We start from the raw sequence: 14723 nt of genomic DNA, 5'->3' as shown, positions 1-14723 counted from the left end.
CACTCTGGAGGCGAGAATGATCAAGCGAAGCAAGCTCTTCGGCGACAAGACCCGGGTGACGTTCTGCCTGCCCAAGGACGCCCCGGCCGGACCGGTGAGCGTGGTGGGCACGTTCAACGACTGGGAGCCGGGGTTGCACGAGCTCAAGGACCGGCGGGACGGCACCCGGACGGTCACCGTGCGGCTGGAGCCGGGCCACTACCGCTTCCGCTATCTCGCGAGTGACGGCGTCTGGCTGGACGACGAGCACGCCGACGCGGTCGGGCCGCAGGGCAGCGAACTCGTGCTCTGACGTTTCGTCCGTCGGAGCCTGGGCAGCATTCTCAGATGGCTAACGTGAAGCTCGCAGTCGTGTACTACTCCTCGACCGGCACCATCCACGGCATGGCGGAGCGGATCGCCCAGGCTGCGGAGAAGGCGGGCGCCGAGGTGCGCCTGCGGCAGGTGCCGGAGCTCGCGCCGCAGGAGGCGATCGCCTCGAACGCGGCGTGGAGCCAGCACTTCGACCGCACCAAGGACGAGCCCAAGGCCACCGCCGACGACATCGTCTGGGCGGACGCGGTGCTGTTCGGCACGCCCACGCGGTACGGCAACGTGGCGAGCCAGCTCAAGCAGTTCCTGGACACGCTGGGCCCGCAGTGGCAGCAGGGCCTGCTTGCCGACAAGGCGTACGCCGGCTTCACCGCCTCGATGACCGCGCACGGTGGCCAGGAGTCGACGCTGCTCGCGCTGTACAACACGATCTACCACTTCGGCGGCGTGGTCGTCGCGCCCGGTTACACCGACCCGCTGAAGTTCGCCGACGGCAACCCGTACGGCGTCTCGCACGTCACCGGTGGCAACAACGACAACCCCCTGGGTGACCCGGAGAACGCGGCGTTGGACCACCTGGCCCAGCGCATCGTCAAGGTCGCCGGCAAGCTCAGGGACTGACCGACACCCGTACCGGTTACAGCCCTTACGTCCGCGGCCGTGACTTGGCACACTGTGCGGCGTGAAAAAGTTCGAGGCTGACCTGACCAACGCCGTGTGGCGCCGCAGCGGCGGTTCCGCGCAGCCCGGCGCCGCCGCTGTCGAGGTCGCACTGCTCGACGGCGGCGTCGCCGTCCGCGACTCCCGCAAGCCCGACGGTGACGTCCTCTTCTTCACGCCGGACGAATGGGACGCTTTCGTCGGCGGCGCCAAGGACGGCGAGTTCGACCTGTAGCGTGGCGTAGGCGGACATACCTCGGTATCCGGATATCAACCTGAATAAGGTTCATTTCTGGGTAGCCTGCCGGTATGACCATTCACGAGAGTTCTGACCTGCTCAAAAAGGTGGAGCGGTACGAGGCCGCCGTGCATGAGCTCGAGGCAGCCCACGAGGACGTCAAGGACGTGCTCATGGAGTCCATCCTGTTCGCCCGGTGGCAGCAGCTCGGCACTCAGCTCGGTTTCTCGGCGGTGGACCCCGCGAAGCAGCGCGAGGAACCGAACCGTGACCTCCAGCAGCTCAACCAGCAGATCTCGGCCATGAGTGAGTCCTGGGCTCATTGACTCATGTTTTTGACCCTGGGTTTTGATCGTGACATCTGGCAACCTGTGTGACCTCCGCCGCCCGGGTCCCTCTCGGCTCCGGGGCGGCGGAGGCGCTAGCGTGGCGCCATGGTCGACACCCAGTACGAAGAGCTGCTGCGCCGGGTTCTCGAGACCGGCATCCCGAAGGCGGACCGCACCGGCACCGGGACGGTCAGTCTCTTCGGCGAGCGACTGCGCTACGACCTCTCGCAGGGCTTCCCGCTGATCACCACCAAGCGGGTGCACTTCAAGTCGCTCGCGGTCGAGCTCCTCTGGTTCCTGCGCGGCGACAGCAACACCCGCTGGCTGCGCGAGCGCGGCGTGACCATCTGGGACGAGTGGGCCGACGAGAACGGCGAGCTGGGCCCGGTCTACGGCAAGCAGTGGCGGTCCTGGCCCACCCCGGACGGCGGCCACGTCGACCAGATCACCGACCTGCTGGCCACGCTGCGCCGCGATCCCGACTCGCGCCGCATGATCGTCTCGGCCTGGAACGTCTCCGAGCTGCCCGAGATGGCGCTCGCGCCGTGCCACGCGCTGTTCCAGTTCTACGTCGCGGACGGCCGGCTCTCCTGCCAGCTCTACCAGCGCAGCGCAGACATGTTCCTCGGCGTGCCGTTCAACATCGCCAGCTACGCGCTGCTGACGCAGATGATCGCGGCGCAGACCGGGCTGGTCCCCGGCGACTTCATCTGGGTCGGTGGCGACTGCCACATCTACGCCAACCACGTCGAGCAGGTGCGCGAGCAGCTCAGCCGGCCCGCGTACCCGTTCCCGAAGCTGGAGATCGCCCCGGCGGAGTCGCTCTTCGACTACACCTACGAGCACTTCTCCGTGGTCGACTACCAGCACCACCCGGCCCTGCGGGCGCCGGTCGCGGTATGACGATCCACATGATCTGGGCCGAGGCGCGGGGCGGCGTCATCGGTGCCAGGGGAGGCATTCCCTGGCATGTGCCCGGCGAGCAGAAGATCTTCCGGGAGCGCACGATGGGCGCGACCGTGGTGATGGGCCGGGCCACCTGGGATTCCCTGCCGGAGCGCGTCCGGCCGCTGCCCGGCCGGCGCAACGTGGTGCTGACCCGGCAACCGGGCTGGGCCGCCGCCGGGGCCGAGGTCTTCGGCTCGGTCGGCGAGCTGCTGCGGGTCCACGACGATTTCTGGGTGATGGGCGGGGCGGCGGTCTACACCGCGCTGCTGCCGTACGCCGGGCACATCGTGCGGACCCGCATCGACCTGGCCGTCGAGGGTGACACCTTCGCCCCCCGGCTCGGGCCGGAATGGCAGGTCACCGCCGGTGCCGACACGCTGACGTCGGACACCGGCGTGCGTTACACCGTGGAAGAGCTGATCTCACCCGCGGCGGAAAACCCGGGAAACGTCACATAGGTTTCGGGTCGAGCTTGATCGACAAGCTGTTCACGCAGTGCCGCGTGTTCTTCGCCGTCATCATCTCGCCGCGGAAGACGTGGCCCAGGTGGCTGCCGCAGCGGGCGCACTGGATCTCGGTGCGGACCATGCCGAGGCTGCGGTCCTCGATCTCCTTGATCGCGCCCGGGATGGCGTCGTCGAAGGACGGCCAGCCGCAGTGCGAGTCGAACTTGGTGTCGCTCGGGTAGAGCGCGGCGCCGCAGGCCCGGCACTCGTACGTGCCCTCGGTCTTGGTGTCGACGTACTCGCCGCGCCAGGCCGGCTCGGTGGCGCCCTGGCGCAGCACCCGGAACTCGTCGGGGCTCAGGCGGACCCGCCACTCTTCTTCGGTGGTGGGCAGGGTGGTCTTGTCAGTTGCCATGCTCCAACGGTACGTCGGTACGTCAGCGGCGCACCGCCAGTGCGCCGCCGGGCCGGCATCGCAGCCGTTGAACAGTCATGGATGCGACGCGTTTCAGCCCCACCTGGCAGCAGGCCCTCGCCCGTGGCATGTACCTCGGCGTGCTGGGCGCGGTGGTGGCGATGTCGGCCGGTCTGCTCGCCACCATGGTGGCCCTGTTCTGGACGGCGGCGGCCGCGCCGCCGGCGTGGGTGTGGCCGGTGCTGGCGTTCGGCCCGCCGCTGCTCGGTGCGCTGGCCGGTGTGCTGTTGCGGCCGCGGCTGGGCACCGAGATCGACGCGGGCGGCATCCGGACCGTGACCCCGTTCGGTGCGGGTGTGCAGCCGTGGAGCCGCGTCGTGGACCTGCGCGCCGAGCGCCGCGGGGCCCGCACGGTGGTCTCCGTCTACCTGGAGTCCGGCGCGAGTGTGCAGTTGCAGGCGCCGTACAGCGGTGAGCTGTTCGCCGCCGATCCGCAGTTCGAGCTCAAGGTCTTCGCGCTGTCCCATCTGTGGCGCAGTCACCGCTTCGGCGGCCTGCCGAGCTGAGCCCGTTCACCTATTCGATGGGGACTCGCCGGAGTAATGCCACCAAACCCGGCATTAGCCGCTAAGCTCCCACCGGACCAAGACGGACTTACCGCAACAGAACGGAATCCCTTCATGAGTTTGACGCGCCGGTTGGCCGCTGGACTTCCCGCGGCCGGCGTCACCGTCCTCGCCGCTCTGGCCCTCTCCGGGGCCCCGGCCGCCGCGACGGGCGACGAGTCCGCCGCTCGCGCCAAGCAGCCCGCCGTGATGACCACGCCGTGTTCCGAGGCGCAGCGCGGCGACAAGTGCGACTACGGCTCCACCGACAACGAGAAGCCGGGCGACAACGGCACGCCGGACGACAACGGCGCGACGCCGGACGACAACGGCACCGGACCCACCCGCGGCAGCGGTGGCTACGGTGGCGAGAGCCCGACGCCGTCGCCGAGCCCGTCGACGCCGACCGCCAGCGTCGACACCGTCCCGCCGGGCGGCGAGAGCCCGGCGACCTCCCCGGCGCCGAGCAAGAGCACCCCGGGCGGCGGCGTCAGCGCGGGTGGCACGCTGCCGCTCACCGGTGCGCCGATGGGCCTCACCGTCGCGCTCGGTGGCCTGATGGTCGCGGGCGGCGCGGCTGCCGTGTACGTCTCCCGGCGTCGTCGCAGCGCCTGAGCAGCGAACCGCCTCGAAAGGCCGTCCCCGGGAACTTCCGGGGGCGGCCTTCGCCGTCGCGGGCTTAAGGTCTCTGCATGGCATCGTCGAAGTCACCCGCCGTCGAGGTCGAGGTCGCCGGCCGGCCGGTACGGCTGAGCAGTCCCGACAAGGTCGTCTTCCCGCAGCGGGGCTACACCAAGCGGGACGTCTTCGAGTACTACCTGGCCGTCGGCGACGGCATCATGCGCGCGCTCGACCACCGGCCGACGACGCTGCAACGCTTCCCCGACGGCATCGAGGGGGAGATGTTCTTCCAGAAGCGGATCTCCACCCGGGGCGTGCCGGCCTGGGTCGAGAGCGCCACGATCACGTTCCCGAGCGGGCGTACCGCCGACGAGCTCTGCCCGGCCGACCTCGCGCACGTCGCCTGGGCCGCGCAGATGGGCACCATCGTCTTCCACCCCTGGCCGGTGCGGGCCGCGTCCCCCGACCAGCCGGACGAACTGCGCATCGACCTCGACCCGCAGCCGGGCACCGACTTCCGCGACGTGATCACCACGGCCGGAGTGGTGCACGAGGTCCTGGACGAACTGGGCTGGACCGGCTATCCGAAGACCTCCGGCGGCCGCGGCGTGCACGTGTACGTGCGGATCGCCCCCACCCACTCCTTCGTGGACGTGCGCCGGGCGGCGATCGCGCTGGCCCGCGAGGTGGAACGCCGCAGCCCGGACCGGATCACCACGGCGTGGTGGAAGGAGGAGCGCGGCGAGCGGGTCTTCCTGGACTACAACCAGACGGCCCGGGACCGGACGATCGCGTGTGCGTACTCGCTGCGGGCCAACGCCCGGGCCACCGTCTCGACGCCGGTGACCTGGGCCGAGCTGCCCGACGTGGAGCCGGACGACTTCGACCTGCGGACCGTGCCCGAGCGCTTCGCCAAGGCCGGTGACCCGCACGCCGGGATCGACGACGTCGCCCACGACATCGCCCCGCTGCTGGAGTGGTCGGCGCGCGACGAGCAGGCCGGGCTGGGCGACCTGCCGTACCCGCCGGACCACCCGAAGATGCCCGGCGAGCCGCCGCGGGTGCAGCCCAGCCGCAAGAACGAGGCGAACTGGTGACCACTACAGCGCGAGTTTGAAACCCTCGTGCGAGGCCACGAAACCCAGCGACGCGTAGAAGCGGTGGGCCTCGGTGCGGCGCTTGTCCGTGGTCAGCTGGGCCAGGCCGCAGCCGCGGTCCCGGGCCCGCTGCAGCGACCAGGCCATCATCGCCCGGCCGATCCCGCGCCCGCGCAGGTCACCGCGGACCCGGACGGCCTCGATGGTCATCCGTTCCGCCCCGCGCCGGCTGAGCGACGGGGTGAAGGTGAGCTGGCACGTGCCGACGATCGTGCCGTCCTCGTCCGCCACGATCAGCTCGTTGCGCGGGTCGGCGTCGATCGCCTCGAAGGCCGCCCAGCAGGCCGCGTCCACGGCCTCGGGGGTGGTCGCCGGCTGCCGGGAGCGGGCGATCTCGTCGTCGATGAGCAGCTCGAGGATCGCCGGGACGTCGGCGCGGGTCGCGCTGCGGAAGATCACGTGGGCCACGCGGCCATCCTGACACGCCCGACGGGCTGAGCCGCCGACTGGCCACGGCCGGGCACGATGACCGCATGCGACTGCTGTTGATCCCGGTGCGGGGGATCTATCGCGGGCTGGTCTGGCTCGCCAACTCGCCGCCCACGCTGATCCTGTCCTATTCGCTGCTCATCGCGATGTGCAGCGTGATCTACCACTTCGTCGAGGACGTGGCCTACGGCGACGCCCTGTGGTGGGCCGTGGTCACCGCCTCGACGGTCGGCTACGGCGATCTCTCGCCCAAGACGGGCGTGGGCCGGGTGATGGCCGGCCTGCTCATCTCGGTCATGGTGCTGATCGTCGTCCCGCTGATCACGGCCCAGTTCGCCAGCAAGCTCATCGTGGATCACGACGCGTTCCAGCACGACGAGCAGGAGGAGCTGAAGAACAACCTGCGGCAGGTGCGTCAGCTGCTGGAAGAGCTGGCCGCCCGGGAGGGGATCACCGTGCCGGACAGCGCAGCCCCTCCTTCGGCACCTGCAGATCGATGAGATAGCCGTCGACTGCGTCGACGATGCACTTGGTGCTGGGATACGCCGTGTGCCCCTCGCCCTCCCAGGTGAGGACCTGCCCGGTGCCGAGCATCTTGGCCAGCTCGGCGGTGTTCTCGTACGGCGTCGCGGGGTCACCGGTCGTGCCGACCACCACGATCGGCGGCGCGCCGGTGGCCGGACCGGCCGGGTACGGGTCCCGGGTGCCCGGCCAGAAGGTGCACGGCAGCATGCCCATCGCCAGCGCCGCCCCGAACAGCGGGTACTTCCGGCGCCACTCGCCCTGCAGCTGGCGGATCTTCTCCACCGTGGGCGCGCCGGCGGTGTCCGCGCAGTTCACGGCGAGGTTGGCGTCGAACAGGTTGGAGTAGCTGCCGTCCGGCTTGCGGTCGGCGTACTGGTCGGCGAGGTCGAAGATGTCGCTCGCGTCGCCGGTCTGCAGGGCGTCGACCGCCTTGGCCAGCTGCTGCCAGCCGGACTCCGTGTACAGCGACGAGATCACCGCCACGAAGATCCACCCGGGGGTGGCCTCGCGGCCGTCGGGGCCCTCGACCGGGGACGCCTCGGCCTTGGCCAGGGCGTCGGTGACCGCGCCGCGGGCGTCGGGCGCGATCGGGCACTGGGCCGCGGTGGCCTTGCACCAGGTGGTGAAGTTGGTGAAGGCCCGCTCGAAGCCCTTGGCCTGCGACTCCGAGCCGGCGATGAAGTCCTGCTTCGGGTTGATAGCGCCGTCGAGCACCAGCGCCCGCACCTTGTCCGGGAAGAGCTGGGCGTACGTGGCGCCGAGCAGGGTGCCGTAGGAGAAGCCCAGGTAGGTTGTCTTCTCGTCGCCGACAGCCGTGCGGATCGCGTCCATGTCACGGGCCGCCTGCTCGGTGGAGAAGAGCGGGAGCTGGGCGCCGTACTTCTGGCCGCAGCCCTCGGCCACGCGCTTGTTGAGCGCGACGACCTCCTGGAACTCGGCCTCGCTCTGCGGATCCGGCGCGGCCGCGAAGGTGGCGTCCTGGTCCTTGCTGCTGATGCACTTGATCGGGCTCGAGCGGCCGACACCGCGCGGGTCGAAGCCGACGATGTCGAAGCGGTTGGTCACCTCGGTGGGCAGCCCGCCCAGCGCCTGGCCGAAGGACAGATAGACCGACGTGTCGATGCCGGAGCCGCCGGGGCCGCCGGGGTTGATCAGCAGCGAGCCGATCCTGTTCTGCTGCGTGGCCGAGCGGATCCGGATCATCGCGACGTCGTAGGTCTCGCCGGACTGCGGAGCGGCCCAGTTGCGCGGCACGGCCACCTTGGCGCAGTCGTAGGTCATGCCGGACGCGGCCCGGCCGACCAGCTGCTGCGGCACCTCCGGGCAGGGCGCCCACTGCGCCTGGGTGCCGGGCACCGCGGGCGGCGCCTGGCTGCCGGTGGTGACCGGCGCGGCGCCGTCGGGGTCGTCGGGGGCGAAGACCGGCAGCGTGCAACCGGCGGTCGCGATGACCGCGGCGACCAGTGCGGCCAGGACCAGGCGGGGGGTACGCGGCACAGTGCGCGGCCTTTCTCGATCGGCTCTTGCTCGCACGAGGCTAGCCGAGAAGCCTGACAACCTGGCTCAGCGGCTCGTCAGCACATCGGCGAGCTGGAACCGCACCGGACGCTCCAGCTGCTGATAGGTGCACGAGCGCGGTTCGCGGTCCGGGCGCCAGCGCTCGAACTGGGCGGTGTGCCGGAACCGCAGGCCCTCCATGTAGTCGTAGCGGACCTCGACCACCCGTTCGGGGCGCAGCGGCACGAACGACAGGTCCTTGCCGTTGTTCCAGCGGCTGACCTCGTTCTTGCGCGGGGTGCGCTCGCCCTGCTCGTGGGCGGCCCAGTTCCACGGGTGGCCCTCGAACGTGGTGACCAGGTGCTGCAGCTCGGTGAAGAGCTCCTCGCGGACCGCCATCGGGAACGAGCCGATGACCCCGACCGAGACCAGTACGTCGCGCTCGTCGTAGAGGCCGAGCAGCAGCGAGCCGATCCGGTTCTCGCCGGACTTGTGCACGCGGTAACCGGCCACGACGCAGTCCGCCGTACGCTTGTGCTTGATCTTGGTCATGACCCGCTTGTCCGGCTCGTAGCCCAGGTCCTTGCCCTTGGCGATCAGCCCGTCGAGCCCGGCGCCCTCGAACTCGCCGAACCACCGCCGGGCGGTCTCCAGGTCGTCGGTCGCCGGCGTGACGTACACCGGGGGCTTCGCGTCGGCCAGGCACTGCTCCAGCCGGGCCCGGCGCTCGGCAAACGGCAGCGTCGTCAGGTCCTCGTCGCCCAGTGCCAGCAGGTCGAAGGCGACGAAGCCGGCCGGGGTCTGCTCGGAGAGCAGCTTGACCCGGCTCGCCGCGGGGTGGATGCGCTGCTGCAGCGCCTCGAAGTCGAGGGTGTTGCGCTCGGTGTCGGCGACGATGATCTCGCCGTCGATCACCGCCCGGGCCGGGAAGTTGGCCAGCACGGCCTGGACGACGTCGGGGAAGTAGCGGGTCATCGGCTTCTCGTTGCGGCTGCCGATCTCCACCTCGGCGCCGTCGCGGAAGATGATCGACCGGAAGCCGTCCCACTTGGGCTCGTAGAGCTGGCCGGCGGGGATGTCCGCGACCGGCTTGGCCAGCATGGGCTTCACGGGCGGGTTGATCGGCAGGTCCATCGGCCCAGTCTCCCCGTTCGCGCCGGGAAAGGAAGCCCGGACGCACCGGTCCATCGAGTTCGCCGGGCCGATCGCCGGGTATGGGTGGGCGATGACCTCACGTGTGGTGGTGCTGACCGGTGCGTCCAGCGGGATCGGCAAGGCCGCGGCCCTGGCCTTCGCCGCGCGAGGGGACCGGCTGGTGCTCGCCGCCCGGGGCCTGGCCGATCTGGAGAAGGTGGCCGCCAGCTGCGGCGGGAGCCCGCTGGTGGTGCCGACCGACATCAGCGTCCGGGCGGAGGTGGAGGAGCTCGCGGAGGCCGCCGTCGACCGGTTCGGCCGCATCGACGTCTGGGCGGACACCGCGGCGGTGATGGCCTACGGCAAGTTCGAGGAGGTGCCGGCCGACGTCTTCGACCACGTGGTCACCACCGACCTGCTCGGCTCGGCGAACGTCGCCCGCGCGGCGCTGGCGGTGTTCCGGCGCCAGGGCGCGGGAACGCTGATCCTGTGCGGGTCGCTGCTCGGGCACATCACCGCGCCGTACATGTCGGCCTACGTGACCTCCAAGTGGGGGCTGCGCGGCCTGGCCCGGACCCTGCGGCAGGAGACCCGCGACGCGCCCGGCATCAACGTCTGCCAGCTCGTGCCGGGCAGCGTGGACACGCCGATCTACACGAGCGCGGCCAACTACGCGGGCTTCGTGGGCCGCCCGCCGCCGCCGGTGGATTCCGCCGAGCGGATGGGTGCGGGAATCCTGCGGCTCGCCGACCGTCCCCGCCGGGAACTGTCGGTCGGCGCGGCGAACAGATTCGCCGAGCTCGGTTTCAAGACCATGCCACCGGTCTATGACGCGCTGGTCGGGCCGATGATGGGCCGGCTGGGCCTGAGCCGCCGCCGGGCCGTGCCGGACGCGGGCAACGTCTTCCGGCCCGCCGGCCGGGTCGAGGGTGGACCGGCCCGCTGGGGCCGGCTGCCGGTCGCGGCGCTGGCCGCCACCGCGACGGTGCTGGCCTCGACCACGGTGGCCGTCGGCGTACGCCGGCTGCGCCGCGGGTCTTGAGTCTTCCCCAGGGGCGGGGTGCACACTCGTCCCCATGACCGTGCGGGAGCTGCGGGGGCTGACGATCGGCGAGTTCGGCCGCCGGTCCGGCCTGTCCGTCAAGGCGTTGCGTCTCTACGACCTGTCCGGCCTGCTGCCGCCGGCCGAGGTGGATCCGGCCAGCGGCTACCGCCGGTACGCCGTGAGCCAGCTCGACCGGGCCCGCCGGATCAGCCTGCTGCGCCGCCTCGACATGCCGCTCGCCGTGGTCGCCGAGGTGCTGGCCGGCAACGACGAGGAGGCCGTGGAGCGCCTCGACCGCTGGTGGGCGGCCCAGGAGCAGGCCACGGCGGCCAAGCGGGGCAGCATCGGCTGGCTCCGCGTCCAGCTCGCCGCGGCCACCCAGCCGGCCCTGGCGTACGAGGTGCACCGGCGGGACGTGCCGGCCACCAAGGTCGCGTCCATCCGGCGGGCCACCGACCAGCAGGGACTCGCCGGGACCATCCACGAGCTGCAGTGGCAGGTACGCGACCAGCTGGCCGGCGCCACCACCACCGCGGCACACTGGGTGATCTACCACGGTTTCGTGACGCCGGACAGCGAGGCCACGGTCGAGGTCTGCGTGCCGTTCACCGGGGCGGCCGAGCCGGCGGGCACGATGGTGATCCGGCTCGAGCCCGCGCACACCGAGCTCTACACCACGGTCGTCCGCGACGACTGCTTCTACCCGCGGATCATGCAGGCCTACGAGACCCTGGCCCGGCACGTCGACGCCGAGGGCCTGGTGCTGAGCGCGCCCGTCCGTGAGGTCTACCTGGCCCACTGGCCCACGATCGCCGGCTCCGACCCGTTTGTGCACGTCGCCCAGCCCGTGGGTCCCTGACCGCGGCGCCCTACCGGACGAGGAGCTCGACCAGCCGGTCCAGCTCGGCCGACGGGTCCGCCGCCAGGCCCATGTGCACCGGACCGGCCTGCAGGATCGTGCTGCGCGGGGCGACCATCCAGCGGAAACGCTCGCCCTGCTTCATCTCGCGGGCCGCGCCGCCGTCCGCGCCGCCGGCACAGGTGATCTCCCAGGACTGCAGCGACGCCCGGATGCCGTCCAGGTCGGCGTTCGGGTCCAGGGCGAGCAGCCGGGGCTCGTGCAGGTGGGTGCGGGCGGCCAGGAAGTCGAGGCGCTGGGAGTAGAGGACCACGCCGACGTTGATGAACTCGCCGCGTTCCACCCGGGGGACCGCGCGGACGATCGCGTACTCGTAGGGGACTCTCATGCCGGAACCCCCGGCAGCCAGGCGGCCGGCTCGGCGGCGCGGGCCACCAGGTGGTCGAGGTAGGCGCGGCGGGCCTCGGCGGGCGCGGCGAAGTCGAACTCGGCCAGCCACTCGTCCGGGACCAGGTCGATGACCTCCGTCAGCAGCGCGGGCGTGAGCTGGGCGGCCAGCTCCGGCCCGGCGGTCGCCAGCGCGGTCGCGTACGGCTTCAGCACATGGTCGTCCCACTTGTACGCCCGGTGCACCACGTTCGCCGCGCGCGGCCAGTTGTGGTGGAAGTACAGCGTCGCGCCGTGGTCGATGAGCCAGAGCCCGCCGTGCCAGATCAGCAGGTTGGGGTTGCGCCAGCTGCGGTCGACGTTCTCCACGAACGCGTCGAAGGCCAGCGTGCGCGAGGCCAGCTCGGCGTCGACCGGGTGCGCCACCGGGTCGTAGCCCAGCGCCCCGGGCAGGTAGTCCATCCCCAGGTTGGCGCCGGCGCTGGCCTTGATCAGCTCCTGCACCTCCTCGTCGGGCTCGGCCCGCGCGACGACGGGGTCGAGCTGGGTGACGACGAGCTCGGGCACGGGCAGACCCAGCCGGCGGGCCAGTTCACCGGAGACGACCTCGGCGACCAGCGCCTTGGGGCCCTGGCCGGCGCCGCGGAACTTGACCACGTACGTGCCGAGGTTGTCGGCCTCGACGATGCCGGGCAGCGAGCCGCCCTCCCGCAGCGGAGTGACGTAACGGGTGGCGATGACCTCGGACAGCACGCCGCTCACCCTAGTGCGTGCAGATGGCGGGCCACCCAGTCGCTGCCGCAACAGGGCGGCGATCTCCGGGTCGCTGTCGGCGGCGCCGTGCACGACCGCATAGATCGGGTACGACCGCTCGGCCACCTCTCTGATCGGCCAGGAGCCCGTGGTGGTGAAGGGCGCGGACGACCACGAGGTCTACCTCCTCCGCCCCGGGATCCCGGCCGACTGGCTCGCCGCCCGGCGGGTGTGACTCAGGCGGCGTCCGGGCCGCGGCGGCGCAGGTCCTCGACCTTGGTCATGGCGTCGCGCAGCTCGGTCAGCCACTCCTCGGTGTGCTCACCGACCAGCTTGACGCACCAGGCCAGCGCCTCGGAGCGGCTGCGGGCCACCCCGGCGTCGACCAGCGTGTCGAGCACCTGCCGCTCGGGCTGGCGCAGCCGGGTCATCACCGGTGCGGAGAGATGGGTGAACAGCTCCTCGCTGTCGCCGCAGCGCACACCCCAGCTGACCTTGCGCTGGTAGCGGTGCTCGACCTGCAGGGCGACCCTGATCCGGTCGTCGCGGGTGTCCTCGCGGAACTGATGGATCCGCCCGGCCTGGGCAGCGGAACGGTCGGCGTCGGTGGCGTCGGCGCCTAGGTCGGGCGTGGGCACCCGGCCCCAGATGATGATCTCGTCGCGGTCGACGACGACCTGGGGTGGTTCGGTGAACCAGCCGTCGGGCGAGGCCCCGGTGATCCAGGCGGCAGCGTCATCGGCGGCGGGCGGCTCGGTGCGGGCCCCGGAGGGTGGACGGAAACGCATGGGAACCTCCAAGCGAAGCGATGATTACATGCTTACACCGTTGCACCGCTTGCACCAGGAATCACGTTCAGCTGTCAGAGGACAAAGGCATCGGTCCAGAGCTGGCGGGAGCGCCCGGACAGCGCGTCCATCAGGGCCACCGCCTGGCTGTCGGTCAGGGCGGCCACGAAGTCGATCACCGCGCGGCCGCGGGCCCGGTAGATCAGGTCCGGGGTGCCCTCCGGCAGTTCCGCCTCGGCCAGTTCCACCAGGTCCCGGATGCGGCGGGGTAGGCGCTCGGTCTCGTCCGGGTCGGCCAGCCAGGCCAGTAGCGCCTCGACCAGCGAGCCCAGCAGCCGGGCCTGACCCCGCTGGTGCAGCGCCAGGTCCGGGCGGGCCAGCACGAACCTGTTCTGCACGAACTTGAGCACCTGCACCTCGTGCCACTGGGCCGGGGCCAGCAGGACGTGCCCCGAGCGCACCGCCGGCGCGTCGGTCACCTCGATGGACTCGACCAGGCGCCGGGTCCAGTTCGCCGAGAACGCCGCCACCTGGGCCTCGGCGTCCAGCGAGCCGTCGAATGCCTCAGCCAGCAGCCCGTCCACCAGCTCCGCGCGGACGTGCTCGACCGCGGCGGCGAACGCCTCGTCGTCGCTGATCCAGCTGTCCTTGCGGTGCAGCTGGCGGCGCAGCGCCTCGATCGAGCTGCCCGGCCGGCGCTGGGCGTGGTTCAGATCCTCGTCCGGGACCTCTCGGAACGACGAGCGCTGCCAGGCCATCAGCTCCGCCGCCACCGAACCCTGCTGCAGTACCCCGACCCGGTGCACATCCTCCAGGTCGTGGATCGCGTACGCGATGTCGTCGGCCGTGTCCATCACCGAGGCCTCGGCGGTCTGCTGCCAGTCGGCGACCCGCCCGGCGAACGGCAGCCGGGCCTGCACCATGTCCTCGGCCTCGGTGGTGTACGCGCCGAACTTCAGCGAGCCGCCGTCCGGGTCGTCCGGCGGCGCGGCCGCACCGCGCGGGGGAGGGTCCATGAGCCGGGGATGTGGCGCCGGGTGGGTGTGGCGGGTCCACGGGTACTTGAGGATGGCCGCGCGGGTGGCGGCCGTGAGATTCAGCCCGATGGTGGCCTGACCGCGGATCTCGGTGCTGGTCACGATCCGGTACGACTGGGCGTTGCCCTCGAAGCCGTCGCGCAGCCCCAGCCGGTGGCGGGCGAGCTGGTCCAGGACCCGCTCGCCCAGGTGGCCGAACGGCGGGTGCCCGAGGTCGTGCGCGAGCGCCGCGGCCTCGACCACGTCCGGATCGCAGCCACCGAGCTTGTCCAGCACGTCGGCGTAGCGGGGGTCGGCGGACAGGCGTTCGGCGATCGCCCGGCCCACCTGGGCCACCTTGAGGCTGTGGGTGAGCCGGTTGTGCACCAGCAGGCCGGCGCCGCCGGGACTGATCACCTGGGTCACGCCGCCGAGGCGGGCGAAGAACGGCGAGCTGACGATCCGGTCCCGGTCGACGCGAAAGGGGCTGGTGGCGAGGTCGCCGGGGGCGACGAGACTGTCGCCGAAGAGGCGCCGGGCGCGCGGATCGTCCATGCGC

At 71.5% G+C, this 14723-nt stretch carries 20 protein-coding genes; 12 read left to right on the top strand and 8 right to left on the bottom strand.

Annotated elements, in window-relative coordinates; translation table 11 throughout:
- Positions 1–16 precede the first annotated feature (16 nt).
- The 6 genes from Aau02nite_RS07940 (at position 17) to Aau02nite_RS07915 (ending at position 2945) form a co-directional block, all read left to right on the top strand.
- Positions 17–292 carry an isoamylase early set domain-containing protein gene (locus Aau02nite_RS07940; RefSeq protein WP_212987664.1) on the top strand — a complete coding sequence of 92 codons (276 nt, stop codon included), beginning with the start codon at positions 17–19 and terminating at the stop codon, positions 290–292.
- A 35-nt stretch (positions 293–327) separates the two neighbouring features.
- Entirely contained in the window at positions 328–933 is a 606-nt protein-coding gene (wrbA, locus tag Aau02nite_RS07935; protein ID WP_212987663.1) for an NAD(P)H:quinone oxidoreductase, read from the top strand.
- A 61-nt stretch (positions 934–994) separates the two neighbouring features.
- A complete protein-coding gene (locus Aau02nite_RS07930; RefSeq protein WP_246594977.1) occupies positions 995–1207 on the top strand; it encodes a DUF397 domain-containing protein in 213 nt (70 codons plus the stop codon).
- Between the two features lie 74 nt (positions 1208–1281).
- On the top strand, positions 1282–1536 hold the full coding sequence (locus Aau02nite_RS07925) for a hypothetical protein (RefSeq protein WP_212987662.1): 255 nt from the start codon (positions 1282–1284) through the stop codon (positions 1534–1536).
- Between the two features lie 108 nt (positions 1537–1644).
- The gene (locus tag Aau02nite_RS07920; protein ID WP_212987661.1) at positions 1645–2442 is read left to right on the top strand and encodes a thymidylate synthase; all 798 of its coding nucleotides are present in this window, start codon (positions 1645–1647) and stop codon (positions 2440–2442) included.
- Positions 2439–2945 (top strand): dihydrofolate reductase, encoded by a 507-nt coding sequence (locus Aau02nite_RS07915; RefSeq protein WP_212987660.1) that lies wholly within the window; start codon positions 2439–2441, stop codon positions 2943–2945. The genes Aau02nite_RS07920 and Aau02nite_RS07915 overlap by 4 nt, the downstream gene beginning before the upstream one ends.
- On the opposite strand, the gene msrB is transcribed toward Aau02nite_RS07915, so the two are convergent.
- Entirely contained in the window at positions 2938–3348 is a 411-nt protein-coding gene (msrB, locus tag Aau02nite_RS07910; protein ID WP_212987659.1) for a peptide-methionine (R)-S-oxide reductase MsrB, read from the bottom strand. The genes Aau02nite_RS07915 and msrB overlap by 8 nt on opposite strands.
- 77 nt (positions 3349–3425) lie before the next feature.
- Here msrB and Aau02nite_RS07905 point away from each other — a divergent pair, with 77 nt between their 5' ends.
- From Aau02nite_RS07905 to ligD, 3 genes are all read left to right on the top strand, one after another.
- Positions 3426–3914, top strand: coding sequence for a PH domain-containing protein (locus Aau02nite_RS07905; protein ID WP_212987658.1), 489 nt, complete (start codon positions 3426–3428; stop codon positions 3912–3914).
- Between the two features lie 114 nt (positions 3915–4028).
- Positions 4029–4568, top strand: coding sequence for an LPXTG cell wall anchor domain-containing protein (locus Aau02nite_RS07900; protein ID WP_246594976.1), 540 nt, complete (start codon positions 4029–4031; stop codon positions 4566–4568).
- A gap of 77 nt (positions 4569–4645) precedes the next feature.
- Positions 4646–5671 (top strand): non-homologous end-joining DNA ligase, encoded by a 1026-nt coding sequence (ligD, locus tag Aau02nite_RS07895; protein ID WP_212987656.1) that lies wholly within the window; start codon positions 4646–4648, stop codon positions 5669–5671.
- A 3-nt stretch (positions 5672–5674) separates the two neighbouring features.
- Here ligD and Aau02nite_RS07890 read toward each other — a convergent pair whose 3' ends face one another.
- The gene (locus Aau02nite_RS07890; RefSeq protein ID WP_212987655.1) at positions 5675–6139 is read right to left on the bottom strand and encodes a GNAT family N-acetyltransferase; all 465 of its coding nucleotides are present in this window, start codon (positions 6137–6139) and stop codon (positions 5675–5677) included.
- 65 nt (positions 6140–6204) lie between these two features.
- Here Aau02nite_RS07890 and Aau02nite_RS07885 point away from each other — a divergent pair, with 65 nt between their 5' ends.
- Positions 6205–6660: a potassium channel family protein gene (locus tag Aau02nite_RS07885; RefSeq protein ID WP_212987654.1), complete on the top strand. Its 456-nt coding sequence runs from the start codon at positions 6205–6207 to the stop codon at positions 6658–6660.
- Here the strand turns inward: Aau02nite_RS07885 and Aau02nite_RS07880 are convergent.
- Positions 6611–8182 carry an alpha/beta hydrolase gene (locus tag Aau02nite_RS07880; RefSeq protein WP_246594975.1) on the bottom strand — a complete coding sequence of 524 codons (1572 nt, stop codon included), beginning with the start codon at positions 8180–8182 and terminating at the stop codon, positions 6611–6613. The genes Aau02nite_RS07885 and Aau02nite_RS07880 overlap by 50 nt on opposite strands.
- A gap of 66 nt (positions 8183–8248) precedes the next feature.
- On the bottom strand, positions 8249–9316 hold the full coding sequence (locus tag Aau02nite_RS07875; protein WP_212987653.1) for an ATP-dependent DNA ligase: 1068 nt from the start codon (positions 9314–9316) through the stop codon (positions 8249–8251).
- Between the two features lie 91 nt (positions 9317–9407).
- Between Aau02nite_RS07875 and Aau02nite_RS07870 the strand changes: the two genes are divergently transcribed.
- Together Aau02nite_RS07870 and Aau02nite_RS07865 are read left to right on the top strand one after the other, a co-directional pair.
- Positions 9408–10358: an SDR family NAD(P)-dependent oxidoreductase gene (locus tag Aau02nite_RS07870; protein WP_212987652.1), complete on the top strand. Its 951-nt coding sequence runs from the start codon at positions 9408–9410 to the stop codon at positions 10356–10358.
- Positions 10359–10392: 34 nt separating this feature from the next.
- Positions 10393–11220, top strand: coding sequence for a MerR family transcriptional regulator (locus tag Aau02nite_RS07865; protein WP_212987651.1), 828 nt, complete (start codon positions 10393–10395; stop codon positions 11218–11220).
- A 10-nt stretch (positions 11221–11230) separates the two neighbouring features.
- Here the strand turns inward: Aau02nite_RS07865 and Aau02nite_RS07860 are convergent, their stop codons facing one another.
- The 4 genes from Aau02nite_RS07860 to Aau02nite_RS07845 form a co-directional block, all read right to left on the bottom strand.
- Positions 11231–11608, bottom strand: a complete 378-nt coding sequence (locus tag Aau02nite_RS07860; RefSeq protein WP_212987650.1) for a DUF3037 domain-containing protein — start codon at positions 11606–11608, stop codon at positions 11231–11233.
- Entirely contained in the window at positions 11605–12486 is an 882-nt protein-coding gene (locus Aau02nite_RS07855) for a HipA family kinase (protein WP_246594974.1), read from the bottom strand. The genes Aau02nite_RS07860 and Aau02nite_RS07855 overlap by 4 nt, the downstream gene beginning before the upstream one ends.
- A 110-nt stretch (positions 12487–12596) precedes the next feature.
- Positions 12597–13148 carry an ATP-binding transcription factor AbmR gene (abmR, locus tag Aau02nite_RS07850; RefSeq protein ID WP_212987649.1) on the bottom strand — a complete coding sequence of 184 codons (552 nt, stop codon included), beginning with the start codon at positions 13146–13148 and terminating at the stop codon, positions 12597–12599.
- A gap of 74 nt (positions 13149–13222) precedes the next feature.
- The gene (locus Aau02nite_RS07845; RefSeq protein WP_212987648.1) at positions 13223–14719 is read right to left on the bottom strand and encodes a deoxyguanosinetriphosphate triphosphohydrolase family protein; all 1497 of its coding nucleotides are present in this window, start codon (positions 14717–14719) and stop codon (positions 13223–13225) included.
- Positions 14720–14723 lie beyond the last annotated feature (4 nt).

This window comes from Actinoplanes auranticolor (assembly GCF_018332655.1).
GTDB classification, from domain to species: domain Bacteria; phylum Actinomycetota; class Actinomycetes; order Mycobacteriales; family Micromonosporaceae; genus Actinoplanes; species Actinoplanes auranticolor.
The sequence above is the reverse complement of the archived record's forward strand: the minus strand, read 5'-3'. Positions and strand labels throughout refer to the sequence as shown.